Below are 25,349 nucleotides of genomic sequence, written 5' to 3'. Positions count from 1 at the left end.
TCGCGGGCGGCCGGCCCATGTCCGCTTTTTTTGTTCTACTGTGGAAGAGGCTTACATAGTGTGTGATGAGGAGGTGTAACGGATGAAAAAACAGCTATATCGTATTGTCGCTTTTTTCTGTACAGTTGCGGTCGTCTACATATCGATTCAAAATCCATATACAGCTACTTATTTACAGCATATCAAAACTCAGGCTGTGCAAGCTGCTAAATTGCAAACTCCCCTGTATGAAGAAATTGCACAAAAAGCAAAGGAATATAATATTCCTGCTGCTGATGCAAAGATTGATAAAATATGGAAGGCGATGCCAGGCTATAATGGCCGTATTGTTGATGTACAGGCCTCGTATAAGAATATGGAGAAGCAAGGTGTATTTGATAAAAATAAACTTGTCTTTCAAGAGGTGTCTCCAAAGGTGCATTTAAAGGATTTATCACCCGCGCCGATTTACCGGGGCCATCCTGAGAAAAAAATGGTAGCCCTCACGATTAATGTTGCATGGGGAAATGAATATCTCCCGAATATGTTAGAAGTATTAAAAAAGCATAATATCAAGGCCACTTTTTTCTTGGAAGGACGTTGGGTAAAGGAAAACCCGAGTCTTGCAAAAATGATTGCAGAAGCAGGGCAAGAGGTAGGGAATCACTCCTACACGCATCCTGATATGAAAAGGTTATCCGCTTTCGCGATTGAAGAACAATTGACGAAAACAAATGATATGATTGAGACAACGACAAATCAAAAGGTGCGTTGGTTTGCACCGCCAAGCGGCAGCTTTCGCGATGAAGTGGTAAATCTTGCTGCTAAGCATGGAATGGGTACAATTATGTGGACGGTAGATACGATTGACTGGCAGCGGCCTGAGCCAAGCGTATTGTTGAATCGCGTACTTACAAAAGTGCATCCAGGAGCTATTATTTTGATGCACCCTACATCACCTACTGCGCGTTCCCTTGATACACTTATTGTACAATTAAAGAAAAAAGGATATAAAATCGGAAGCGTATCTATGCTTCTTGATGAAAAAAGAATAGATTAAACATATTTACATGACAGCGCTTTGTAAAATTGATATGATTAAATGATAGCACCATATTTCTAGCAAAAGCAAAAAATGAACTATAGGAGGATGGCACTTGATTAATAAATATACTTGCAAAAACGGTGTAAGAATTGTATTTGAACATATCCCTACCGTTCGTTCCGTTGCCATCGGTGTGTGGATTCATACTGGTTCACGCAATGAAAATGAGAAAAACAACGGCATTTCTCATTTTTTAGAGCATATGTTCTTTAAAGGAACAACAACGCGTACAGCACGGGATATTGCTGAAGCCTTTGATAGCATCGGAGGACAAGTTAATGCGTTTACCTCGAAGGAATATACGTGCTACTACGCAAAGGTATTAGATGAACATGCTCAGTATGCACTTGAAATTTTAGCTGATATGTTCTTTAACTCGACATTTGTAGAGGAAGAACTGGAAAAAGAAAGAAATGTTGTATATGAAGAAATTAAAATGTACGAAGATACACCGGATGATATTGTGCATGATTTGCTAACACAGGCAACATACGGGTCCCATCCGCTCGCTTATCCGATTTTAGGAACAGAAGAAACGTTAGCCACGTTTAATGGTGATACACTTCGTGGGTACATAAAAGATCACTACACGCCTGAAAATGTTGTGATTTCAATTGCTGGTAATGTAAATGAATCGTTCATGCAAACGGTAGAATCTTACTTCGGAGGTTATAAGGGAGTTACAAACCGCCAATCCGTACATAAACCACAATTTCATACGAACCGTGTATCCCGCAAGAAGGAAACGGAACAGGCGCACTTGTGCTTAGGCTATAAAGGGCTGAGCATTGGGGCTGAGGACGTATACAGCTTGATTGTGTTGAATAATATTTTGGGAGGAAGCATGAGTAGCCGTTTATTTCAAGAAGTGCGTGAACAGCGCGGGCTGGCATATTCTGTATTCTCCTACCACTCTTCCTATGAAGATACAGGTATGCTAACTATTTACGCAGGTACAGGGAATCAGCAGCTTGAAACTCTATATGAGACGATTGGACAAACGCTCGATAAGCTCAAAGCTACAGGGATTACAGAGAAGGAGCTTCGCAACAGCAAGGAGCAGCTGAAGGGGAATTTAATGCTGAGCCTTGAGAGCACGAACAGCCGAATGAGCCGAAATGGTAAAAATGAGCTGCTTTTGAAGAAGCACCGTTCCCTTGATGAGATTATTGAGAGCGTAAACAGTGTGACAAAGGAACAGGTAGATCAGCTTATCCGCAGCACATTTACAGACGAATTTTCTGTGGCGCTTATTAGCCCCACAGGAGAGCTTCCAAAAGGAATTACCTACAAGAATTAACTTGTAGGTATTTTTTTTTAGATGTCCGAATACGTAGTAAGTAGACGGGGGTGAGGAAGCTGAGATTAAGTGAGCTAAGCGGAAAGGAAATTGTAGATTTAGAGCGCGCAGAGCGGATGGGGGTACTTGGGCAAGCGGATTTGGAAATTGATGAACATGACGGAAAGATTCATGCCCTTATTATTCCGATCGGCAAGTGGAATGCATTCAAACGTTCACAGCAGGAGACGCGTGTTTCTTGGAGCCGTATTAAAAAGGTTGGGCATGATATGATTATTTTTGATTTATCAGAGTATCAGGAATAACGTATGAGAGGCGGCTGAATAGCCGTCTTTTTTATTGGATTAAGAAAGTATAACGGTTTGGATGCCGCTTTGCTCTTATGAATAGACTTCGCTAAAGCAGCACGTTTTGTGCGAGGATTGTGTGCCAGTCGCAGTAAACAGGGCGCCCTAGCTTTTCTTAGTGTCCTTTTTCCTTTTATGTAATCACCTTGCCCTTGTACGATACATATGATGTGGAGGAAACTAAAGAGTTAGGCGATTTGCTTATATAGATTAGCTGAAAAAGAAGGTGAAGCGAGATATGTTAACTGACATGCGTATAGCTGTGATAGGAGGAGATGCGAGACAACTCGAAGTCATCCGAAAGCTAATTGAATTAGATGCAAAGTTGTCATTAGTCGGCTTCGATCAGTTGGACCATGGGTTTACGGGAGCTTCTAAGGAATACATGCACGAACTGGACTTCGCCTCGTTAGACGCAGTGATTTTACCGGTAGCGGGGACGAATGCGGAAGGCGGAATTGATACGATTTTTTCGAACGAAAAAGTAGTGCTGACAAAAGAGCAAGTAGAAAAAACACCGCCGCATTTCACTATATATTCCGGTATTAGCAATGCTTACTTAGAGAATTTGACATCGTCCTGTCAAAGAAGGCTCGTTAAATTATTTGAGCGCGACGACGTAGCTATTTATAACTCCATTCCAACCGTAGAAGGCACCATTATGATGGTGATTCAGCATACGGATTACACAATACACGGTTCGAAGGTAATGGTACTTGGCTTTGGAAGAACAGGTATGAGTGTAGCGCGTACGTTTCAAGCATTAGGAGCACATGTAAAGGTTGGCGCGCGCCGCTCTGAGCACCTTGCCCGCATTACAGAAATGACTTTTACACCGTTTCATCTGCAGGATTTAGAAAAAGAGGTGCGTGATGTTGATATCGTGATTAATACCGTGCCGCATCTTATCGTAACGGCAAGTGTTATTGCAAAGATGCCAGCGCATACACTGATCGTTGACCTAGCATCAAAGCCGGGAGGGACTGATTTTCGCTATGCTGAGAAAAGAGGTGTAAAGGCCTTTTTAGCACCGGGGCTTCCAGGCATTGTTGCACCAAAAACAGCGGGGCAAATTCTTGCAAACGTACTATCTTCCTTATTGACGGAGGATTTGAAAGTAAGAAAGGAGAATGGCAAATGAGTTTAAAAGGAAAACGAATCGGATTTGGGTTTACGGGATCTCATTGTACGTATGCAGAAGTTATGCCATACTTGCAGCAGCTCGTAAACGAGGGTGCAGAGGTGCGTCCGGTTGTCTCCTATACTTTAAAATCAACAAACACCCGTTTTGGAGAAGGGGAAGAGTGGATCCGGAAAATTGAGGAGATTACAGGATTTCCGGCGATTGACAGTATTGTGGGAGCAGAGCCGCTCGGTCCCAAAATTCCGCTTGACTGCATGGTCATTGCTCCGATGACAGGAAATTCAATGAGCAAGCTTGCCAATGCGATGACCGATTCCCCTGTGCTTATGGCAACGAAAGCAACGCTGCGCAATTGCAAACCAGTTGTGCTTGCGATTTCAACGAACGATGCACTTGGGCTAAACGGTGTGAACCTCATGCGCCTAATGGCAACAAAAAATATTTACTTCGTTCCATTTGGGCAAGATGCACCAGAAAAAAAACCTAATTCAATGGTTGCACGCATGGAGCTGCTCCGTGATACGATTGTTTCTGCCATAGAAGGAAAGCAATTCCAGCCAGTGATTGTAGAAAAATTCCGTTATATGAATTAATACTCAAAAAACGAAACAATTTTCAAAAAAAAAACTCATGACTTTGCAACAAGTATGGTAAAATTGTTCTAATAAAGATGGAGACGACAATAAGCTCCATCTTTTTGCAAGTAAGTAGTGCTGAAAGGGGTCTAGTCATGACAAAGAAACAAGCTTTTCATGTTGCTGTAGTCGGAGCAACCGGCGCAGTTGGAGAACAAATGTTAAACACTTTAGAAAACCGCAACTTTCCGATCGGAAAATTAACACTTCTATCTTCGAAACGTTCAGCAGGAAAGAAGCTGTTATTTAAAGGAGAAGAAGTCACAATTCAAGAGGCAACTCCAGAGAGCTTTGAAGGAGTCGATATCGCTTTGTTTAGCGCAGGCGGATCTGTATCCTTAGAACTTGCTCCAGAAGCGGCAAAACGCGGTGCGATAGTTGTTGATAACACAAGTGCGTTCCGTATGGATGCAAATGTACCGCTTGTAGTGCCGGAAGTAAATGAAAAGGATTTGCTAGAGCATAATGGCATCATTGCAAATCCAAACTGCTCTACAATTCAAATGGTTGTAGCACTTGAGCCGATTCGCCAAGCATATGGATTGGGCCGCGTGATCGTATCAACATACCAAGCGGTGTCCGGTGCGGGTGTATCTGCAATCCAAGAATTAAAAACACAAGCGCAGGCTATGCTGAACGGAGAAACTCCAGAAGCGAATATTTTGCCGGTGAAGAGCTTGGATAAACATTATCCAATCGCGTTCAATGCAATTCCGCAAATTGATAAATTTACGGAAAATGGCTTTACTTATGAAGAAATGAAAATGATTAACGAAACGAAAAAAATTATGCATATGCCAGAGCTGGAAGTTGCAGCAACTTGCGTACGTCTTCCGGTTGTATCAGGACATTCTGAGTCCGTATATATTGAAGTAGAAAAGGACGGAGTAACAGCGGATGATATTCGTGCTCTTTTAGCGAACGCAGAGGGCGTTGTTCTTCAAGATAATCCAGAGGAGCAGCTATATCCAACACCTCTTGATGCAACAGGTAAAAACGAGGTATTTGTTGGCCGTATCCGTAAAGATTTAAATAATGACAAGGGCTTCCACCTTTGGATTGTATCTGATAACCTGTTAAAAGGTGCTGCTTGGAACTCGGTTCAAATTGCAGAACGATTGGTGAAACTAGGATTAGTGTAACATCAAAGAGGGTGCAAACATGAAGATTATTGTGCAAAAATTCGGCGGTACATCTGTACGCGATGAAAACGGCAGAAAGCACGCGTTAAAACATATCGCAAGGGCATTAGAGGAAGGATACAAGGTGGTTGTTGTTGTATCGGCAATGGGCCGAAAAGGCGATCCCTATGCAACCGACACGCTTCTTAGCTTAGTGCAAGATAAGAATTCCAATATTTCGAAACGTGAGCAGGACCTTCTCTTGTCTTGCGGCGAATTAATTTCTGCTGTTGTGTTTTCCAATATGCTAAATGAAAATGGAATTGATGCCGTTGCTTTCACCGGGGCGCAGGCCGGTTTTGTCACAAATGATGACTTTACAAATGCAAAAATTATAGAAATGAAGTGCGACCGCTTATTGAAGACGTTGCGCGAGTCTGATGTTGTTGTTGTTGCTGGCTTCCAAGGCCAAACGAAAACCGGCGATACGACAACGCTTGGACGCGGCGGCAGCGACACATCCGCTTCTGCTCTTGGGGTAGCAATTCAGGCAGAATATATTGACATTTTTACAGATGTAGAGGGCGTGATGACAGCTGATCCGCGTATTGTACAGGATGCAAGACCGCTCGATGTTGTAACGTACAATGAAATTTGTAATATGGCTTACCAGGGCGCGAAGGTCATACATCCGCGCGCTGTTGAAATTGCGATGCATGCAAAGGTTCCGATCCGTGTTCGCTCCACGTATTCCGACAATGTTGGAACGCTTGTTACAGCATATGACGGTGCAGTCAAGGGGCGGGATGTTCAGGAGCGTCTTGTAACGGGAATTGCGCACGTGCCAAACGTAACGCAGATTAAAGTGCTTGCTAAGGATGGTCCATACGATTTGCACGCGCAAGTCTTCAAGGAAATGGCCAATGAAGGAATTAGTGTAGACTTTATTAATATTTCTCCGACAGGCGTCGCCTACACGGTGAGTGATGATCTAGCAGATCGTGCCGTTATAGTGCTGCGCGCCATCGGCTACGAGCCGCTTGTTGCACGTCATTGTGCAAAGGTATCCATTGTTGGGGCTGGCATTACAGGTGTCCCGGGCGTAACGTCCAAAATTGTGACGGCGCTGTCAGAGAAAGGCATTCAAATTTTACAATCAGCTGACAGTTATACGACCATTTGGGTGCTCGTCAAGGAGAGCGATTTAGTCGAGGCTGTGAATGCCCTGCACGGCGCCTTTCAATTAGCGGAAGAAAAGCACGTGGAACATTAAGGAGTGAGAGCATGATCGATTTTGGAGCAGTTGCGACTGCGATGGTGACGCCGTTTGATCAGGATGGGCGTGTTGACCTCACCAAAACAACGCAATTGGTGGAATATTTAATCCATAACGGAACAACAGCCCTTGTAGTAGCAGGAACGACTGGAGAATCTCCGACCTTAACAACAGAGGAAAAGCTAGCGTTGTTTCGCCATGTTGTAGATGTGGTGAAGGGGAGAATACCAGTTATCGCTGGAACGGGCAATAACAACACGCAAGCTTCGATCGAGTTAACGAAGAAAGCGGAAGAAATAGGTGTAGATGCGGTGATGCTCGTAGCACCGTATTACAATAAGCCAAATCAAGAGGGGCTCTACCAGCATTTTAAAACAATTGCTGAGAGCACAAAACTTCCAGTTATGCTTTATAATATACCAGGACGTTCTGTCGTGAATGTGACAGTTGATACAATCGTTCGTTTATCCCAGCTTCCAAACGTTGTGGCGCTAAAGGATGCGGCTGGTGATGTGCTGGCAATGACGGAAATTATTGAGAGAACGGATGAAAGCTTTGCTGTTTACAGCGGCGACGATGGTTTAACGCTGCCGGCACTTGCAGTTGGTGCAAAGGGCGTTGTTTCCGTTGCCTCTCACGTAATCGGCAATGATATGCAAGCGATGATAGCAGCTTTCCAAAGCGGTGACATCAAAAAGGCGCAGCGTATCCATCAGTTTGCACTGCGCATTACAAAGGCGCTCTTTATGGCTCCGAATCCGACTGCTGTCAAAGCAGCAATGCGAATGCTTGGAATGGATGTTGGATCCGTACGTTTGCCGCTTGTTCCTTTAAGTGAAGGGGAGCAGAAGCAATTGTCACAAATCGTTCAGTCGATTCCGCGTTAATAAAAAACAGCTTGGTAAATGCTGCTAATAGGTTCCGTTATACGGTGTGAGACAGAAAAACGCTAAAGAGCTTAGAGAATATTCTAAGCTCTTTAGCGTTTTTCGTTTTCTTACAAAGGCGCACGTTAGTGCAGTAAAAAACAGGGATTGTAATTGACTCAACTCATAACCTGCAACTCGTCGGATCGGGCATGTTGCTGGACTTATCAAAACTCCTATACCTTGTTAGAAATTAACTTGTATTCTATTTCTTGTATCAGGTATAATATTTTTAAGTGACTTAGTACGGGTATGCTTAACAAAATTGGGAGATTAAAAACAGTTTTAAATTAAATGGTGTTTTATGGTAGAAATTATCGGAATCTAAATATTATTGATATAGTATTATTTTATCAATTGATGATGGAGCCATTGAAGATTGGTCAAGCCGCAAACAGATTTGGCGTGGATGCACAGCCTCATTTGCAGCTTGGATGAAAGATAGGGAACCTGATTGTATGTTGATGCCAACCGGACACCGTCGTTTGAATAAAGATGATATCTTGCCCTCTCTTGTGCTTGTATCTATGGAAAACAGGGAGATAAGAATTGGAAGAAAAAATTCCAAAAGGTTTACTGCAAGAGCTTCGTTTGTTGGTGAAGCCGCATTTGATGGGCATCCTCGGGTCGGTGGAAGAATCCGAGAAGCGCTCAAACAATGGAAAACAAAGACGAATATACATCGGTATGATGCTAAGCAATATCAACATATGGAAAGACCACCACAGTTGGAAATTGTGGAACGTCATCCATAAAACGTTACGGATAAAGAATCAGGAAGTACAACTAAAGGAGGTGTAAACCTGGTGCTAAAATCTTTGGCGATACGCTGGCCCATGGAAGGGATGGTGTATCGCTGTGAGCCGGCTCTAACAGGGCACCGCAGGTTGTCTTGCATAATAGATGCATGACAAGAGGGGAAACTCTCTTCCTGACGGAGTGACGCGAGAATTGTCACGGTATGTCCCTTTTTCTTGGTTCAGGGGCGAATGTTAGAAATCACTAGATTTTAGAAACCAGGCTATAAGGTGAGGAAAGAGACAGAAAATATTAAAGTATTCGCCCTAGGTGGAGTAGGGGAAATTGGCAAGAACATGTATGTCGTTGAGGTAGATTCGGATATTTTTGTCGTGGACGCTGGATTGATGTTTCCAGAGGAAGAGATGTTCGGAATTGATATTGTAATCCCTGATATTACATATTTACAGGAAAATAAGGAACGAGTAAAAGGGATTTTCTTAACACACGGTCACGAAGATCATATCGGCAGTGTTTCATACGTACTAAGAAAGCTATCTGTTCCTGTTTACGGAACACGCTTAACATTGGCGCTGGTTGAAGATAAATTGAGCGAGGCGGGCTTGCTCGGACGTGTAACATTAAAAACGATAGATGCAAATTCTATTTTGGAATTTGAAAGCGCAAACGTTTCGTTTTTCCGCGTTACGCACAGCATTCCAGATGCAGTCGGTGTATGCTTTCATACTTCGCAAGGTGCGATTGTTTATACAGGTGATTTTAAATTTGATCAAACTCCTGTGGATGCATATGGAGCTGATATTGGAAGAATGGCGCAAATTGGTAATGATGGTGTGCTATGCTTATTGTCGGACAGCACAAATGCAGAGCGTCCAGGCTTTACAGGATCTGAAAGATCAGTTGGTATAGAAATTTCAAAGGTATTTTATAACGCGGAAGGGCGGATTATTGTTGCTTCCTTTGCGTCGAATGTTCACCGTCTTCAGCAAGTATTTGATGCAGCCTTTGAAGATGACCGCAAAGTGGCGGTTGTTGGCCGAAGTATGGTGAAGGTTGTGGACATTGCCCGTAATCTTGGTTATTTGCATATTCCGGATGATATGTTAATTTCACCGCAGGATATTGATAATTACCCAGAGCGTAAGGTAGCGGTTCTAACAACAGGCAGTCAGGGTGAACCGATGGCAGCACTCTCAAGAATGGCTAAAAATGCACATAAGCAAGTGGCCATTCGAAAAGGTGATACAGTTATTATTGCAGCGAGCCCAATTCCAGGGAATGAAACATCTGTGTCAAAGACGATTGACTTGCTGTTTCGTGCTGGCGCTAACGTTGTATATTATGGTGAAAAGAAAATTCACGTATCGGGTCATGGAAGTCAAGAGGAATTAAAATTAATGTTAAATGTAATGAAGCCGAAATACTTCATTCCGGTACATGGGGAGTTTCGTATGCAAAAGGCCCATGCGAAGCTCGCATCCGATATTGGTATTTCACCTCACCGCATTTTTATTGTGGAAAAAGGTGAGGTCATCGAGTTCAAAGAAGGCAGAGCGAAAGCTGGAGGAAAGGTACAAGCTGGTAATGTTTTAATTGACGGCCTCGGTGTTGGGGATGTTGGCAACATTGTACTGCGCGATCGGAAGCTGCTCTCTCAAGACGGTATTCTTGTAGTTGTCATCACGCTTAGTAAGGAAGCAAAGAGGATTGTATCTGGTCCGGAAATTATTTCGCGAGGCTTTGTGTATGTACGCGAATCAGAACAGCTTATTGAATGTTCCGCAAAGCTAGTAAGAGAAATTATTGAGCAATCCATTCGGGAGTACTCTATCGAATGGTCTACCTTAAAACAAAACATTCGTGATTCTCTCAGTCAATTTTTATTTGAGAAAACGAAGCGAAAGCCAATGATTTTACCAATTATCATGGAAATCTAAGAACGAAGCGCTCCTATAGATGGGGGCGCTTTGTTCTGCAGAGTAAGATATCCTTCTTGGTTGTATGTATACGTCGTAGCTTTCATATGCTTGTCCTTTCTCCGCATGAAAAATGGAATGTAACAAATACTAACCGTATAATGGCGAAAGGAGCAGGATTATGGCAGATCGCGAATACATAACAAATCAAGAAGGAACGGAAAAAAAAGAAGAAACAAAAGATAGCATTGTGGAGAAAATACAGCAGCTCGGACAGACAAATGTCCCGCAGCTGAATGAATCCCGCATTCACTGCCTAACAATTGTTGGACAAATCGAGGGGCATGTACAGCTCCCTCCTCAAAATAAAACGACGAAATATGAACATGTCATTCCGCAGATTGTCGCAATAGAGCAAAATCCGAAAATTGAAGGTTTGCTTCTTTTGTTGAATACAGTAGGGGGAGATGTGGAGGCGGGTCTGGCCATTTCCGAAATGATTGCCTCTTTATCAAAGCCGACTGTTTCCATCGTACTGGGAGGAGGGCACTCCATCGGTGTTCCGATTGCGGTTTCTACGGATTATTCTTTTATTGCAGAAACGGCAACGATGACAATTCATCCGATTCGTTTAACAGGCATGGTAATTGGTGTCCCACAAACGTTTGAATACTTAGATAAAATGCAAGAACGTGTTATTCGGTTTGTCACAAAGCATTCAAAGGTGACAGAGGATCGATTCAAAGAGCTGATGTTTGCGAAGGGGAATTTAACACGTGATATTGGAACAAACGTTGTCGGGCTCGATGCGGTCAAATACGGTCTTATTGATGAGGTGGGAGGAATCGGTCCTGCCATCCGCAAATTAAATGCAATGATTGACAGCCGCACACAGCAGCAGGAGGGAGGGAGGCTGCTGCAATGATTTTATATACGATTGTGCCTGAAGAAGTCTTATACCCAATCGATGAGGCTGTCTTTACAAAGCAAAAACTTATAAATTGCGGCGGCTGCGACTTGGTTGTAGAAGCAACACCAGATAATCAGTATACTGTTGTGCGTGTACTGAGCAGCGACCCGCAGCATTACTTACAATACCAGCCGGGGCAAAAAATTGTCATTCAATAAAAAAAGCAGGAATTCGAAGGGAATATATAGTATAATATAAGAAAAAACGACAGGTAGAGCAGCCAACAAGGCTGCTTTCTTCCGTTTTGTATAATAAGTTTCGAGGTGAAGAAATGGCAAAGCAAAAGAGAGGTAAAAAAATGAAGGAACGGCAATCTATGAAGCCAACAATGTACTATGAGATTGTCGGTTTGTCTCTTTTCGCGCTCTCTCTCATTACGATTTTACAGCTTGGTGTCATCGGAAAAGCTTTTGTTCTATTTTTCCGCTTTTTCTTTGGCCAATGGTATATGATTGGCCTGCTTGGGGTAATCAGCTTGTCTGTGTATTTCGTGCTAAAGCGACAATGGCCGAATTTGATGCATAAACGTCTGATTGGATTGTATTTAATCGTGCTGGCTGTTTTAATGTTCAGTCATGTGACATTGTTTCAAATGTTAACAAACAACGGAAAGCTTCCGAGTCCGTCTGTTATTGTGAACACGAAGGATTTGTTCCTTCTTGAGGCAAAGGGGGAAATTGGCTCGAAGGACCTGGGAGGAGGCATGTTTGGGGCGCTTATGTTTGCATCATGCTATTTTTTATTTGATGCCATGGGAGCTTACATTATTGGAGCAATTTTTATCGTGCTTGGAATTCTCTGCATCACAAATAAGCATTTGGGTGAGGTATTGTCCCCCGTTTTAGTGCTTGTCAGAGGACAGTTATCGGCATTTGGGCAGGATTATAAAGATTGGAAGGAAAGTCGAGCAGCGGAAAAAACAGAGAAAAAGAAGGCAACGAAAACAAGAAGTGAGCGTCATGAAAGGGCAATAGTGGCTGAACAAGCTGATGAGGATGAAGAAGACGATACGCCTCCTATTATTATTAATGATACATATGCTTTGCAAGAGGAAGATGAGGAACCTCAGGCAGAAGCACCAAAGGAGGAAAACCGGAGGATTAAAATTAATTTAGGTATTCCGACGCCGCAGAAGGAGGAACGGGCAGCAGAACCGGCGATTGCACCTGTGCCCGAGCCGAATCTGCAGTTTGTGCACGCTGAGGCGAAGGACTATATACTTCCGCCGCTTGATTTGTTAAAATCGCCGAACAAACGGGGCGTAGCGGATGATACAGATAAAATCAAAGAAAATATCGACATATTAGAAGAGACCTTTAAAAGCTTTGGTGTGAAAGCTAAGGTGACAGAGGTGCATAGAGGTCCGGCTGTTACAAAGTATGAGGTGTATCCAGGGACAGGTGTGAAGGTCAGCAAAATCGTAGGTTTAAGTGATGATTTAGCGCTTGCTCTAGCTGCGAAGGATATACGGATTGAGGCACCAATTCCAGGTAAATCGGCAATCGGTATCGAAGTACCGAACTCGGAGATTGCGATGGTCACACTGCGTGAGGTACTTGAGGGAAAAGCAAGCAAGCATCAAGATGAGAAGCTATTGATTGGTCTTGGCCGTGATATTGCTGGTGAAGCAGTTGTTGCGCGGCTTAACAAAATGCCGCACCTTCTTGTTGCTGGTGCGACTGGCAGCGGAAAGAGCGTTTGTATCAACGGCATTATTACGAGTATTTTGATGCGAACAAAGCCGCACGAAGTAAAAATGATGATGATTGATCCGAAAATGGTAGAGTTAAATATGTATAATGGTGTGCCGCACTTGCTTGCACCTGTTGTAACAGACCCGAAAAAAGCATCGCAGGCATTGAAAAAGGTTGTAAGTGAAATGGAGAGACGCTATGAGCTATTTGCGCATAGCGGAACGCGCAATATTGAAGGGTATAATGAGTATGTGAATCAATATAATGAGCATGCGGACGCGAAGCAGCCAACATTGCCTTATATTGTTGTGATTGTGGACGAGCTCGCTGACCTAATGATGGTCGCTTCCTCGGATGTGGAGGATAGTATTATGCGTCTTGCTCAGATGGCGCGTGCCGCCGGCATTCATTTGATACTAGCAACGCAGCGTCCATCTGTTGATGTTATCACAGGCGTGATTAAAGCGAACATTCCCTCACGCATCGCCTTTGCTGTTTCATCGCAAACCGATTCACGTACGATTTTAGATACAGGTGGAGCCGATAAGCTTCTCGGCCGCGGCGACATGCTGTTTCTTCCGGTGGGAGCATCGAAGCCAATTCGTGTGCAAGGTGCATTTTTATCCGATGAAGAGGTCGAGAATGTTGTGGATTATGTCATTTCGCAGCAAAAAGCGCAATATCAGGAGGATATGATTCCGAAAGAGGGAATGGAGAGTGTGCAGGATATAGAGGACGATTTATATGAAGAGGCAGTACAACTTGTTGTTGATATGCAGACGGCTTCTGTATCTATGCTGCAAAGGCGGTTCCGCATTGGTTATACGCGTGCGGCCCGTTTGATTGACGCAATGGAAATGAACGGCGTTGTAGGTCCGTATGAAGGAAGCAAGCCGCGAGAAGTATTAGTGAAAGATGCGCAAGAAAAAAGTTCGTAAAAAAACGGATTATCTCCGTTTTTTTACGATGTGAGAAAAATGTCGAATTCTGTTGACGCTCTATCAGGTGCATGATAAGATGGTCAAGAAATATACACGGATTCGTCTTGTGAGATAAAATAATGCTAGTCTATTTTATTGCGCAATCGTCTGAGAAATATGGGATGACGAAGGGAAGCTAAGCATATACTATACATCCACCCCTTGTATTTTAGCGTTCTCGGAGGAAGAGAATGTACAGAGCGCGGGGTTTTTTTACATATAAAGCGATTTCAGCCATGTTGCGTAATACAACAAATTATAATTCACTCGACAAAGACAACTTTCATGTTTTGAATTACAAGCATTCATGATATAGTAATTCATGAAGAGAATAGATGTCTTACATCAGAGGTCGAATAAGTGGATGTATTGGAGGATTAGCATGTCAATCAGGTCAGATAATCGACATTTGTATTTACGTGTCATAGACCGGGTGAAAGAGGACATCAAAAACGGGGTATATAAGGAAAGACAAAAGCTTCCATCTGAATTTGACTTAGCGAAGGAATTAGGTGTTTCTAGAGCAACATTGCGAGAAGCACTTCGCATATTAGAGGAAGAAAACGTCGTAATTCGCCGCCATGGCGTAGGTACCTTTGTAAATGAGAAACCGTTGTTTTCATCCGGTATTGAGCAGTTAAACAGTATTACCGATATGATTATGGGTGCAGGGAAAAAGCCAGGAACGATTTTTTTATCTTCTTCGATCACGAATTTAACAGAAGAAGAACAAAAACTTTTTAAAAGCGGCCCAGACTTAGATGTGTTATCCATTGAACGGGTGCGGACCGCAGATGGAGAACCGGTTGTATACTGTATTGATAAAATACCAAAGCATATTTTGGCCAATTTATCAGAGTATAAAGAGGAATCCTTGCTTAATATTATTCATAAAAAGACAAATAAGCGTATTACGTATGCTGTTGCTCATATTGAGCCGTTAGGGTACCACCAAAAGGTGTCGCCTATTTTAGAGTGTGATCCAGAAACTGCGCTTTTTGTGCTAAAACAGATGCATTACGATCAAGCCGATGAGCCGATTTTGTATTCTATCAATTATTTTCGGGCGGATAAATTCAGTTTCCATGTGTTAAGAAAACGCATATAGATCCATAAAAACGAAGCTGCAATAAAGGGCTAAAATGGGAGAAATGCAGCCCTGCGTTCTCCCAACCCTTTTATTTATCCTGTTCATCTTTCCATTATTGCAAAATAATTGTAATTTTATCTGCTCTTTTGGGGGAGATGATGGAAAGAAAGGGACATGATATACATATAGACATTTCTTTTACATTCACTTAGGAGGGATTTAGGTATGAAGAAAAAAGCGGGTTTACTCTTATCTCTAACATTAGTTGCAGGTACTATCTTAAGTGCTTGCGGTAACGCTGACGACAAAGGCGGCGAAGCGACAAAAACAAGTGATTTTAAAGTAGGGATGGTTACAGATGTCGGCGGTGTAGACGATAAATCCTTTAACCAATCTGCTTGGGAAGGATTAACAAAGTTTGGTAAAGACAACGGTTTAAAAGAGAATGAAGGCTACCGTTATTTGCAGTCCTCTCGCGATTCAGAGTATGAGCCAAACTTAACAAAATTTGCCGAGAGCAACTTTAACTTAACATTCGGTATTGGCTACTTAATGCAGAAGGCAGTGGAAACAGTAGCAGATCAGTTTCCGAACAATCAGTTCGCGATTGTTGACAGCGTAATTGATAAAAAGAATGTAACAAGCATTACATTTAAGGAGCACGAAGGTTCTTTCTTAGTTGGTGTTGTTGCGGGATTAACAACAAAATCGAATAAGGTTGGCTTTGTCGGCGGTGTAAAAAGCCCGCTTATTCAAAAGTTTGAATACGGATTTAAAGCGGGTGTAAAAGCAGTGAATCCGAATATTGAAGTTATATCTGAGTATGCAGAAGCATTCGATAAGCCGGAAAAAGGATCTGTTCTAGCATCTGCAATGTATGGTCAAGGTGCGGACATTATTTATCATGCATCTGGCGCAACAGGAAACGGCGTGTTTACAGAAGCGAAAAACCGTGCGAAAAAAGGAACGAAGGTTTGGGTAATTGGTGTTGACCGCGATCAGCATCAGGAAGGAATGCCAGAAAACGTGACATTAACTTCTATGGTTAAGCGTGTTGACGTAGCGGTAGCAGAAGTATCTCAAGAAGCAAAAGATGGCAAGCTAGAGGGTGGAAAAACGCTTGAGTTTGGTCTGAAGGAAGAGGGCGTAGGGATCGCTCCTACGAAAGATAACGTAAGTTCAGAGGTCCAAACAAGGGTAGAGGAATTTACGAACAAAATCTTAAACGGTGAAATAAAGGTTCCAGCTACAGAAGAGGAATATAAAGCATATGAAGCTTCTTTAAAGAAGTAGAGCAGAGAAATAGCGCGAAGGTTAGTTCATAGAACTAGCCTTCGTATGTATTTGCAATACACTACGTGGAGCTTCCAGTGGAGGAGGTCTTGTTATGAGTTATGAGTATGTTATTGAAATGAATCACATTACAAAGATTTTTCCCGGCATTGTTGCAAATGATAATATTACACTTCAAGTAAAGAAGGGTGAGATTCACGCGCTGCTAGGGGAAAATGGCGCTGGAAAATCAACGCTAATGAACGTGTTGTTCGGCTTGTATCAGCCGGAGGAAGGTGAAATTCGGATTAAAGGCAATCCGGTTAAGATTACGAGTCCAAACGTTGCAAACGATTTAGGAATCGGCATGGTGCATCAGCATTTTATGCTTGTACATAATTTTACAGTAACAGAAAATATCATCCTTGGAAATGAACCGAAAAAGGGCGGGAAAATTAATATTGAGGATGCTGCGCTGGAGATAAAAAAATTGTCCGAGCAGTACGGCTTGGCAGTTGATCCGTATGCAAAAATTGAGGATATTTCCGTTGGGATGCAGCAACGTGTAGAAATTTTAAAAACGCTATACCGGGGTGCGGAAATTTTAATTTTTGATGAACCGACGGCAGTATTAACACCGCAGGAAATTCATGAGCTCATCGGTATTATGAAGCGTCTCGTGCATGAGGGGAAATCCATTATTTTAATTACACATAAATTAAAGGAAATTATGGAGGTATGCGACCGTTGTACGATTATCCGAAAAGGAAAAGGAATCGGCACGGTGACGATTGCTGAGACGAATGAAAATCAATTAGCAGAGCTGATGGTAGGACGTCAAGTGAGCTTTAAAACAGAAAAGTCAGACGCAAAGCCTCGCCAAGATGTTCTCAGTATTCGTAATCTTATCGTTCATGATACTCGCGGTCTCCCTGCTGTAAAAGGGCTTGACTTAACCGTTCGTGCAGGAGAAGTGATGGGCATTGCAGGGATAGAAGGCAATGGTCAAAGCGAGTTAATCGAAGCTATTACTGGCTTACGAAAAGTTGAGTCAGGCTCTATTACGCTAAATGGGAAAGATATTACAAATTGGCCGACCCGCCGCATTACAGAGGAAGGAGTCGGACATATTCCACAGGACCGTCATAAACATGGACTTGTACTAGATTTTTCAATTGGCGACAACATGGTGCTGCAAACCTATTATAAATCCCCATTCTCAAAAGGTGGTATTTTAAATTTTAACAAGGTATATGAGAAAGCAAAAATGCTGATTCAGCAGTTCGACGTTCGCACGCCGAGTGAGCATACACCTGCACGTGCTTTGTCTGGAGGAAACCAGCAGAAAGCCATTATTGCTCGAGAGGTGGATCGTGATCCAGAATTGTTGATCGCGGCGCAGCCAACGCGGGGCCTGGATGTCGGTGCCATTGAATTTATCCATAAAAGGTTGATTGAGCAGCGTGATAAGGGAAAAGCCGTCCTGCTCATTTCGCTGGAGCTAGATGAAGTTATCAACGTTAGCGACCGCATTGCGGTCATCTATGAGGGACAAATTGTTGATATTGTAGATGCCAAGCAAACAAATGAACAAGAGCTTGGACTATTAATGGCTGGCGGCAAGCAAGGAGAGAAGGTGAAGGAAGATGCCTAAAATTACATTATCGCCTCGCGCGATTGGAGTGTTAGTGCCGATTTTGTCAGCTGTATTTGGCCTGCTTGTCGGCGCAATTGTTATGATTGTGAGCGGCTATGATCCTGTTGCAGGGTACGGTGCACTATGGGAAGGAATGGTCGGGACGCCTCGCGCATTTGGGGAAACTATACGTACGATGATTCCGCTTGTGCTGGCAGGCTTATCAGTTGCATTTGCATTTCGCACAGGTCTTTTTAATATCGGTGTAGAGGGACAGCTTCTCGTTGGTTGGTTTGCATCGATTTGGGCCGGCTATGCATTCCATTTGCCAGGTGTGCTGCATATTCCGATTTCTATTTTGGCAGCAGCAATCGCGGGTGGGATCTGGGGCTTTATTCCAGGATTTTTAAAGGGGAAATTTAAAGTCAATGAAGTCATCGTGACGATTATGATGAACTATATTGCTTTATACATCACATATGATTTTATTAAACGCTTTTTGAATGCTGGTAATGAAAAGTCTTACGATGTGCAGGAAACCGCCTCTTTAGCGTCTCCTTTTCTTTCGGATTTAACGGGGGGCTCACGTTTGCACTGGGGCATTGTTGTTGCGCTGATCATGGCTGTCCTGATGTGGTTTTTACTCGATCGTACGGCGCTTGGGTACGAATTGAAAGCTGTTGGTTTTAATACACATGCATCGCAATACGCTGGGATGAAGGTATCTCGCAATGTTGTGCTGTCGATGTCGATTGCAGGAGCATTTGCTGGAATTGGCGGGGCAATGGAAGGGTTGGGAACATTTCAGAATATGACCGCCATGTCATCCTTTACGGGAATCGGATTTGATGGAATAGCAGTTGCCCTGCTGGGAGCAAATAATGCTTTTGGTATTTTGATTGCAGCTCTATTGTTTGGCGGATTAAAGAGCGCTGCACCGCAAATGAACTTCACAGCTAACGTTCCATCCGAACTCATTAACGTGATCATTGCCTTTATTATTTTCTTTGTGGCAAGCAGCTACGTCCTTCGTTGGGTGCTTTCCCGTTTGAGCAAGGAGGGGAAATAAATGAGTTTCTTGGATTTATTAGCTATTATTGTTTCCGGAACGCTTTATACAGCAGCGCCGCTCATCTTTACTGCGCTTGGCGGGGTGTTTAGCGAACGTTCCGGCGTTGTAAATATCGCATTGGAAGGATTAATGCTATTCGGTGCATTTATAGGGATCGTTACGACACTTTTAATGGGTGATACATGGGGGGCGGCAGCGCCGTGGATTTCCCTTATCATTGCTGCGATTGCCGGCGGTGTATTTGCATTGCTGCACGGAGTTGCATCGATTACGTTAAAAGCAGATCAGACGGTAAGCGGTGTTGCTATTAACTTTCTCGCTCTTGGTTTAACGGTGTTTGCGATTAAGAAACTCTTCGGAAAAGGACAAACGGATTTTATTCAGTTCCGCATCGAAAAGATTGATGTACCCGCTCTTTCTGATATTCCCATTATCGGGAAAATCTTTTTCGCGGACGTACCGTATACATCCTATATTGCTATCATTCTTGCCTTTGTCGTATGGTATATCATTTATAAAACGCCATTTGGTCTGCGCCTTCGAGCGGTAGGGGAGCATCCGATGGCTGCAGATACGATGGGAATTAACGTATATAAAATGCGTTATACAGCTGTATTTATTTCCGGGATGTTTGCAGGAGTCGGAGGCGCTGTATTTGCTACTTCAATTTCTGGTAACTTTTCCGGCGGAACCATTACAGGGCAAGGTTTTCTTGCATTAGCTGCGATGATTTTTGGGAAATGGCATCCAATCGGGGCGCTTGGCGCAGCGTTGTTCTTTGGCTTCGCTCAATCACTCGCTATTACAGGCGGAACAATCCCGTTTTTAAAGGGTGTTCCAAGCGTGATTTTGACGATCTTGCCTTATGTGTTTACAATTCTGGCCCTTGTTGGCTTTGTTGGACGTGCAGAAGCACCGAAAGCTCTTGGTGTTCCGTATGAAAAAGGAAAACGATAAGAAAAAGCCCAAAGATGGGCTTTTTCTTATACTTTAAGAGGAGCATAAACTTCCAGCTGAAAGACCATTTGATGCAGGGAGAATGTTGAGAATAAAGTATATGCAACTGCGCCTCCGTTTTTGCCTAAAGCTCGCTAATCAGCGAGTTTTCTTTATACTTTAAAAACATATAAATTTCCAGCTGGAGGGATATTCGACGTAGTAGGAAATTTTAAGAATAAAGTATAAGTGCAACTACGCCTCTGTCTTCGCCTAACGGCTCGCCAATCGGCGAGTTTTCTTTATATAAAACGCAAATAATCTCCTTTTTTACATACAATAAATTTAACTTACTTCATTTGTACAAGAAACTTGCATATAGTTTGCTAAAAAATGTATATTGGAAAAGAACATCTCTAATAGAGGAGGAACAAGAATGGAAGTTGTGTCTCAGCACATACACCGCCTAGAAGGACTTACTGTACATATCATTCCAACCGTTAAGTATAAAACAAATACACTTGTGCTTCGCTTGAAGGCGCCGCTGTCGGAAGAAAACGTAACCTACCGCGCCATTTTACCGTATGTTCTGCAAAGCGGAACAAAGCAACATCCTTCTGTGAAAAGCATTCGCCAATATGTAGAGGATTTGTACGGCGCCGCATTAGCGGTGGATGTGAACAAAAAGGGCGAAGAGCATGTTATTTCGATTTACATGGATGTCGCCAATGAAACATATCTGCAGGATGCGCCGCCTTTGCTGGAAAAAACCGTGGCAATGCTTGCAGATGTTCTGCTGCATCCGGCAGAAGAGAACGGTGCTTTTGTAGCATCCATTGTGGAAAGCGAAAAACGCGCACTCTTGCAGCGTATTGAATCAGCGTTTGATGATAAAATGCGCTATGCCAACCAACGGCTTATTGAAGAAATGTGCAAGGAGGAACCATACCGCCTTAGTCCGAACGGTCAAGCGGAGGATGTATCCTCCATTACTCCGCAGTCATTGTATGAATATTATAAAAAAGCGTTGTCAGAGGATGAAATTGATTTATATATCGTAGGAGATGTAACAGAAAATGCGCTTCAGCTTGTAGAGAAATATTTTTCTATTCCAGTGCGGCAGCAGCAAAGGAAACAAGCTGCTCAGGCTGCAGTACCTAAAGAGGAGCGCGAGGTTGTAGAGAAGCAGGATTTAAAGCAAAGCAAGTTGAATATCGGCTATCGTACACACATTACATATAAAGATAGCGATTATTTTGCGCTTCAAGTATTTAATGGTTTATTTGGCGGCTTTGCACATTCTAAGCTGTTCCGAAATGTGCGGGAGAAGCATAGCCTCGCCTATTACGCCGCTTCTCGGTATGAGAGCCACAAAGGCATACTTTTTGTGATGTCCGGAATTGAAGGGAAAAATTATGAAAAAGCAGTGAATATTATTGGGGAACAAATGACAGCGATGCGAAATGGCGATTTTACAGAAGAAGACATGTCGCAAACGAAAGCGGTTATTAAGAACCAAATTTTGGAAACTCTTGATACGCCACGCGGATTGGTTGAGCTGCTATACCATGATGTTGTCGCCGATTATAAACGTCCGATGGACACATGGCTTGACGATGTAGACCGTGTAACGCGAGATGAAATTATAGCAGTTGCAAATAAAATTGAGTTAGATACGATTTACTTATTGCAAGGATCGGAGGAGGCGTAGCATGGAGAAAATTGAATATGGACAGCTGAAGGAGCAGCTGTATTACGAAAAGCTGCCGAACGGTCTTGAGGTATATATATTGCCAAAGAGCGGCTTTAATAAAACATATGCGACCTTTACAACAAAATACGGCTCGATTGATAATGAGTTTGTACCGCTCGGCAAGGATGAAAAGCTGCATGTTCCAGATGGCATTGCTCATTTTTTAGAGCATAAGCTGTTTGAGAAAGAAGATCGGGATGTGTTCCAGGACTTTGGAAAGCAAGGGGCATCCTCCAATGCATTTACATCCTTTACGCGTACAGCGTACTTATTCTCTTGTACTTCAAACGTAGAGCTTAACCTGCAAACACTTCTCGACTTTGTACAGGATCCGTATTTTACGGAGCAAACCGTTGAAAAGGAAAAGGGTATTATCGGACAGGAAATTCAAATGTATCAAGACAATGCAGACTGGCGCTTATATTTCGGATTGATTGAAAGCTTATATCAAAAGCACCCGGTTAAGATTGATATTGCCGGTACGATTGAGTCCATCAGCAAGATTACGAAGGATTTGCTATACGAATGCTATCGCACCTTTTATCATCCGAGCAATATGCTGTTGTTTATCGTCGGTCCGATTGATCCAGAACAGATAATGAAGCTTGTGCGTGACAATCAAGCAGGTAAACCGTATACGGATCAGCCGAGCATAGAGCGCTTCTTTGAGGAAGAGCCGGAAGAAGTGAGTCAAAAGCAGACTGTGATTCAAATGACGGTACAAACGCCGAAGTGCTTAGTAGGCATCAAGACGAAACAATCTGGGAAAACAGGGCGTGAGCTGTTGAAATTTGAAATTGCAACAACGCTGCTGATGGATTATTTATTTGGAAGAAGCTCTGATAATTACGAGCGTCTCTATCAGGACGGTTTGATTGATGATACGTTTTCCTATGATTACACAGCAGAAAGCAATTTTGGATTTGCAATGGTTGGAGGAGATACAAAACAACCGGATAAGCTTGCGGCGCGCTTGCGCTCCATTTTGCTCGATACAAATTATGAAGCATTGTCAGAGGAAACGCTAAGCCGTGTCAAAAAGAAAAAAATTGGCGGTGTATTACGTTCGCTTAATTCGCCGGAATTTATCGCCAACCAATTTACACGTTATGCGTTTAACGGCTCTAGCTTATTTGATGCTTTACCGATTCTAGAGGAAATTACAATCGATGATTTAAAGGCATCTGCAAAAGAATTTATTGACGAGAAGCGAATGAGTGTTTGCCAGGTTGTTCCGAAGCAGTAATGAAGCATCCTTCCTTTAGGATGCTTTTTTAAGTCTAGACTTTTGGGGCATTGTCCAGCTTGATCGACCTGCTTGCTGCGGGGAAAGACCCTCTACTAATGAGATGTAAAGCACTTCATTGCTTGGGGAACTGTCCCCTGCTGCGGGCAAAACAGGGCGATTCTGCTCTTCTTATGAAAAATGGAGGAATTTGGAAATGAGGAAATATGCGTTGATTACAGGAGCAAGCGGCGGCATTGGTTCTGCTGTTGCGCGCCGGCTTGCGGCTGATGGCTATTCATTATATTTGCATTATCATAAAAACGAAAATGCTGCAAAAAGGCTGCAGCAGGAACTCGCTTCCAGCGGGGTTGGTGTGACGCTTGTTCAAGCGGACTTAACTAATCGAGATGGGGCGGAAGCATTGTGGAGTTCTGTAACGCATGAGCTGGATGCGATCATCTACACAGCCGGAAAAAGTGTGTTCGGACTTGTGACAGATGTTACGAATGAGCAATTAGAGCAGATGACACATTTACAGCTCACAAATGTCTATAAGCTAGTGAATCTTGCTCTTCCTTCCATGATTCGCCGCCGCACAGGGGGTATTGTTGTGATTTCCTCCATTTGGGGACAAATTGGGGCATCCTGTGAGGTTTTATATTCAATGCTCAAGGGAGGACAAAATACATACGTGAAGGCAATTGCAAAAGAAGTAGCGCCAAGCGGTATACGAGTAAATGCTGTTGCTCCCGGCGCGATTGCCACGGATATGCTTCGTATATTTTCAGAAGATGAAACACGTGCCCTCGCCGATGAAATTCCGCTCGGCAGGCTTGGAATTCCTGAAGAAATTGCAAACACTGCGTCTTTTTTACTATCGCGGGAGGCTTCCTATATTACAGGGCAAATTATCGGAGTAAACGGAGGATGGCATTGTTGATACATAAAAGCGAATCAAATTGTACATAGTAAGGATGAACCAATCATTACTTTCATAAAGGGGTGCATTGCAATGTCAGTATTAGACAACTGGGATCAATGGAAAGGTTTTTTAGGAGAGCGTTTAAATGCTGCAGAGGGCAAAGGTCTTGACAGCAGCTCCATCAATGAAATGGCATACCGCATCGGTGATTATTTGGCAAATGAAGTAGAAGCACGCAATCCGGAAGAGCGTGTTTTAGCGGATTTGTGGAAAGTAGCTGACGAGCAGGAACAGCATACAATTGCTAACTTGATGCTTAAGCTTGTACAAAATAAGTAAGAAGAAGAGAGGAAATTTCCTCTCTTTTTCTTATGAGAATCAAGCTTTTCTTTTAAGTATGCGTACATTTGAAAAAGCAGATAGCATAATTTAACTTTCCTATTGATATAAAATCATATAATATAGAATACGTAGATGTAAGGGAAGCGGGGGAGTGTAGAAGATGATTGAATGGTATTTCGAGTATGAAATTCATAAGAATCGCCCTGGTTTGCTTGGTGACGTTGCGTCCTTAATAGGAATGCTTGGCATTAATATTGTAACGATTAACGGAGTGGACAATTCCCGGCGAGGTCTGCTGCTCATGTGTGAAAATCAGGAGCAGATTACAAGGCTTGAATCAATCCTTAATACAATGGATAACATAACAGTAACGAAATATCGTCAACCAAAGCTTCGGGATCGACTTGCTGTTCGTCATGGGAGATATATCCAAAGGGATGCAGATGATAAGAAAACATTTCGATTTGTGCGTGATGAACTTGGTTTGCTTGTTGATTTTATGGCTGAATTGATGAAAAAGGAAGGCCATAAAGTAATCGGTATCCGCGGAATGCCGCGTGTCGGAAAAACAGAGTCTATTGTAGCCGCAAGCGTGTGTGCGAATAAGCGTTGGATTTTCGTCTCTTCTACACTTATTAAACAAACAATACGCAGCCAGCTTATTCAAGATGAGTATAACGAGAACAATATTTTTATTTTAGATGGTATTGTGTCCACAAAAAGAGCCAACGAACGTCATTGGCAGCTTGTACGGGAAATTATGAGTCTCCCGGCTACAAAGGTAATTGAGCATCCGGATATTTTTGTAAGTCAATCTGAGTATACAATGGATGATATTGATTACATTATCGAATTAAGAAATAACGATAATGAAGAAATTAAGTATGATTTAGTGGACGAGATTGAGCTGGACAAGAAAAATAACTTTTCCATGTTTGACTTTTAG

The 25,349-nt window shown here is 42.8% G+C and carries 22 protein-coding genes and 2 pseudogenes; all 24 read left to right on the top strand.

The window, feature by feature from the left end; all coding sequences use genetic code 11:
- The first annotated feature begins 82 nt into the window (after window positions 1–82).
- The 24 genes and pseudogenes from AC6HZ4_RS18065 to AC6HZ4_RS17950 all read left to right on the top strand — a co-directional run bounded on the left by AC6HZ4_RS18065 (window position 83) and on the right by AC6HZ4_RS17950 (window position 25,349).
- The gene (locus AC6HZ4_RS18065) at window positions 83–1,039 is read left to right on the top strand and encodes a polysaccharide deacetylase family protein (protein WP_497491073.1); all 957 of its coding nucleotides are present in this window, start codon (window positions 83–85) and stop codon (window positions 1,037–1,039) included.
- 97 nt (window positions 1,040–1,136) lie between these two features.
- Window positions 1,137–2,384, top strand: coding sequence for a M16 family metallopeptidase (locus AC6HZ4_RS18060; RefSeq protein ID WP_497491072.1), 1,248 nt, complete (start codon window positions 1,137–1,139; stop codon window positions 2,382–2,384).
- A 59-nt stretch (window positions 2,385–2,443) separates the two neighbouring features.
- Window positions 2,444–2,689 carry a YlmC/YmxH family sporulation protein gene (locus AC6HZ4_RS18055; protein WP_497495759.1) on the top strand — a complete coding sequence of 82 codons (246 nt, stop codon included), beginning with the start codon at window positions 2,444–2,446 and terminating at the stop codon, window positions 2,687–2,689.
- 280 nt (window positions 2,690–2,969) lie between these two features.
- Entirely contained in the window at window positions 2,970–3,872 is a 903-nt protein-coding gene (gene dpaA / locus AC6HZ4_RS18050; protein WP_497491071.1) for a dipicolinic acid synthetase subunit A, read from the top strand.
- Window positions 3,869–4,468, top strand: coding sequence for a dipicolinate synthase subunit B (locus AC6HZ4_RS18045; RefSeq protein ID WP_497491069.1), 600 nt, complete (start codon window positions 3,869–3,871; stop codon window positions 4,466–4,468). The genes dpaA and AC6HZ4_RS18045 overlap by 4 nt, the downstream gene beginning before the upstream one ends.
- A 137-nt stretch (window positions 4,469–4,605) precedes the next feature.
- Entirely contained in the window at window positions 4,606–5,652 is a 1,047-nt protein-coding gene (gene asd, locus AC6HZ4_RS18040) for an aspartate-semialdehyde dehydrogenase (protein ID WP_497491068.1), read from the top strand.
- A gap of 19 nt (window positions 5,653–5,671) precedes the next feature.
- Window positions 5,672–6,904, top strand: a complete 1,233-nt coding sequence (gene dapG / locus AC6HZ4_RS18035) for an aspartate kinase (protein ID WP_497491067.1) — start codon at window positions 5,672–5,674, stop codon at window positions 6,902–6,904.
- An 11-nt stretch (window positions 6,905–6,915) separates the two neighbouring features.
- Window positions 6,916–7,794, top strand: coding sequence for a 4-hydroxy-tetrahydrodipicolinate synthase (gene dapA, locus AC6HZ4_RS18030; protein WP_497491065.1), 879 nt, complete (start codon window positions 6,916–6,918; stop codon window positions 7,792–7,794).
- 497 nt (window positions 7,795–8,291) lie between these two features.
- Window positions 8,292–8,588 carry a hypothetical protein gene (locus AC6HZ4_RS18025; RefSeq protein ID WP_497491064.1) on the top strand — a complete coding sequence of 99 codons (297 nt, stop codon included), beginning with the start codon at window positions 8,292–8,294 and terminating at the stop codon, window positions 8,586–8,588.
- Between the two features lie 273 nt (window positions 8,589–8,861).
- Window positions 8,862–10,529: a ribonuclease J gene (locus AC6HZ4_RS18020; protein WP_497491063.1), complete on the top strand. Its 1,668-nt coding sequence runs from the start codon at window positions 8,862–8,864 to the stop codon at window positions 10,527–10,529.
- A 160-nt stretch (window positions 10,530–10,689) separates the two neighbouring features.
- Window positions 10,690–11,433 carry a ClpP family protease gene (locus AC6HZ4_RS18015; protein ID WP_497491062.1) on the top strand — a complete coding sequence of 248 codons (744 nt, stop codon included), beginning with the start codon at window positions 10,690–10,692 and terminating at the stop codon, window positions 11,431–11,433.
- Window positions 11,430–11,636 carry a YlzJ-like family protein gene (locus AC6HZ4_RS18010; protein ID WP_497491060.1) on the top strand — a complete coding sequence of 69 codons (207 nt, stop codon included), beginning with the start codon at window positions 11,430–11,432 and terminating at the stop codon, window positions 11,634–11,636. The genes AC6HZ4_RS18015 and AC6HZ4_RS18010 overlap by 4 nt, the downstream gene beginning before the upstream one ends.
- A gap of 113 nt (window positions 11,637–11,749) precedes the next feature.
- Window positions 11,750–12,508 (top strand): annotated as a pseudogene (locus AC6HZ4_RS18005) (cell division protein FtsK); the annotation flags it as partial.
- Window positions 12,509–12,664: 156 nt separating this feature from the next.
- Window positions 12,665–14,110 (top strand): annotated as a pseudogene (locus AC6HZ4_RS18000) (DNA translocase FtsK); the annotation flags it as partial.
- 424 nt (window positions 14,111–14,534) lie between these two features.
- Entirely contained in the window at window positions 14,535–15,260 is a 726-nt protein-coding gene (locus AC6HZ4_RS17995) for a GntR family transcriptional regulator (protein ID WP_497491059.1), read from the top strand.
- 207 nt (window positions 15,261–15,467) lie between these two features.
- Entirely contained in the window at window positions 15,468–16,535 is a 1,068-nt protein-coding gene (locus tag AC6HZ4_RS17990) for a BMP family lipoprotein (RefSeq protein WP_497491058.1), read from the top strand.
- 94 nt (window positions 16,536–16,629) lie between these two features.
- On the top strand, window positions 16,630–18,168 hold the full coding sequence (locus AC6HZ4_RS17985; protein ID WP_497491057.1) for an ABC transporter ATP-binding protein: 1,539 nt from the start codon (window positions 16,630–16,632) through the stop codon (window positions 18,166–18,168).
- On the top strand, window positions 18,161–19,219 hold the full coding sequence (locus tag AC6HZ4_RS17980) for an ABC transporter permease (RefSeq protein ID WP_497491056.1): 1,059 nt from the start codon (window positions 18,161–18,163) through the stop codon (window positions 19,217–19,219). The genes AC6HZ4_RS17985 and AC6HZ4_RS17980 overlap by 8 nt, the downstream gene beginning before the upstream one ends.
- Window positions 19,220–20,179, top strand: coding sequence for an ABC transporter permease (locus AC6HZ4_RS17975; protein ID WP_497491055.1), 960 nt, complete (start codon window positions 19,220–19,222; stop codon window positions 20,177–20,179). It begins immediately after the preceding gene.
- 415 nt (window positions 20,180–20,594) lie between these two features.
- Complete coding sequence (gene yfmF, locus AC6HZ4_RS17970) at window positions 20,595–21,869, top strand: EF-P 5-aminopentanol modification-associated protein YfmF (RefSeq protein ID WP_497491054.1); 1,275 nt, start codon at window positions 20,595–20,597, stop codon at window positions 21,867–21,869.
- Window position 21,870: 1 nt separating this feature from the next.
- The gene (gene yfmH, locus AC6HZ4_RS17965; RefSeq protein WP_497491052.1) at window positions 21,871–23,157 is read left to right on the top strand and encodes an EF-P 5-aminopentanol modification-associated protein YfmH; all 1,287 of its coding nucleotides are present in this window, start codon (window positions 21,871–21,873) and stop codon (window positions 23,155–23,157) included.
- A gap of 196 nt (window positions 23,158–23,353) precedes the next feature.
- Window positions 23,354–24,079 carry an elongation factor P 5-aminopentanone reductase gene (gene ymfI / locus AC6HZ4_RS17960; RefSeq protein ID WP_497491051.1) on the top strand — a complete coding sequence of 242 codons (726 nt, stop codon included), beginning with the start codon at window positions 23,354–23,356 and terminating at the stop codon, window positions 24,077–24,079.
- Window positions 24,080–24,151: 72 nt separating this feature from the next.
- Window positions 24,152–24,400: a DUF3243 domain-containing protein gene (locus tag AC6HZ4_RS17955; RefSeq protein WP_497491050.1), complete on the top strand. Its 249-nt coding sequence runs from the start codon at window positions 24,152–24,154 to the stop codon at window positions 24,398–24,400.
- 163 nt (window positions 24,401–24,563) lie between these two features.
- A complete protein-coding gene (locus AC6HZ4_RS17950) occupies window positions 24,564–25,349 on the top strand; it encodes a DUF3388 domain-containing protein (protein ID WP_497491049.1) in 786 nt (261 codons plus the stop codon).

It is taken from the genome of Ectobacillus sp. OTK (assembly GCF_059698935.1).
Note: the sequence above shows the minus strand (reverse complement) of the source record. Positions and strands in the feature narration are given on the sequence as shown.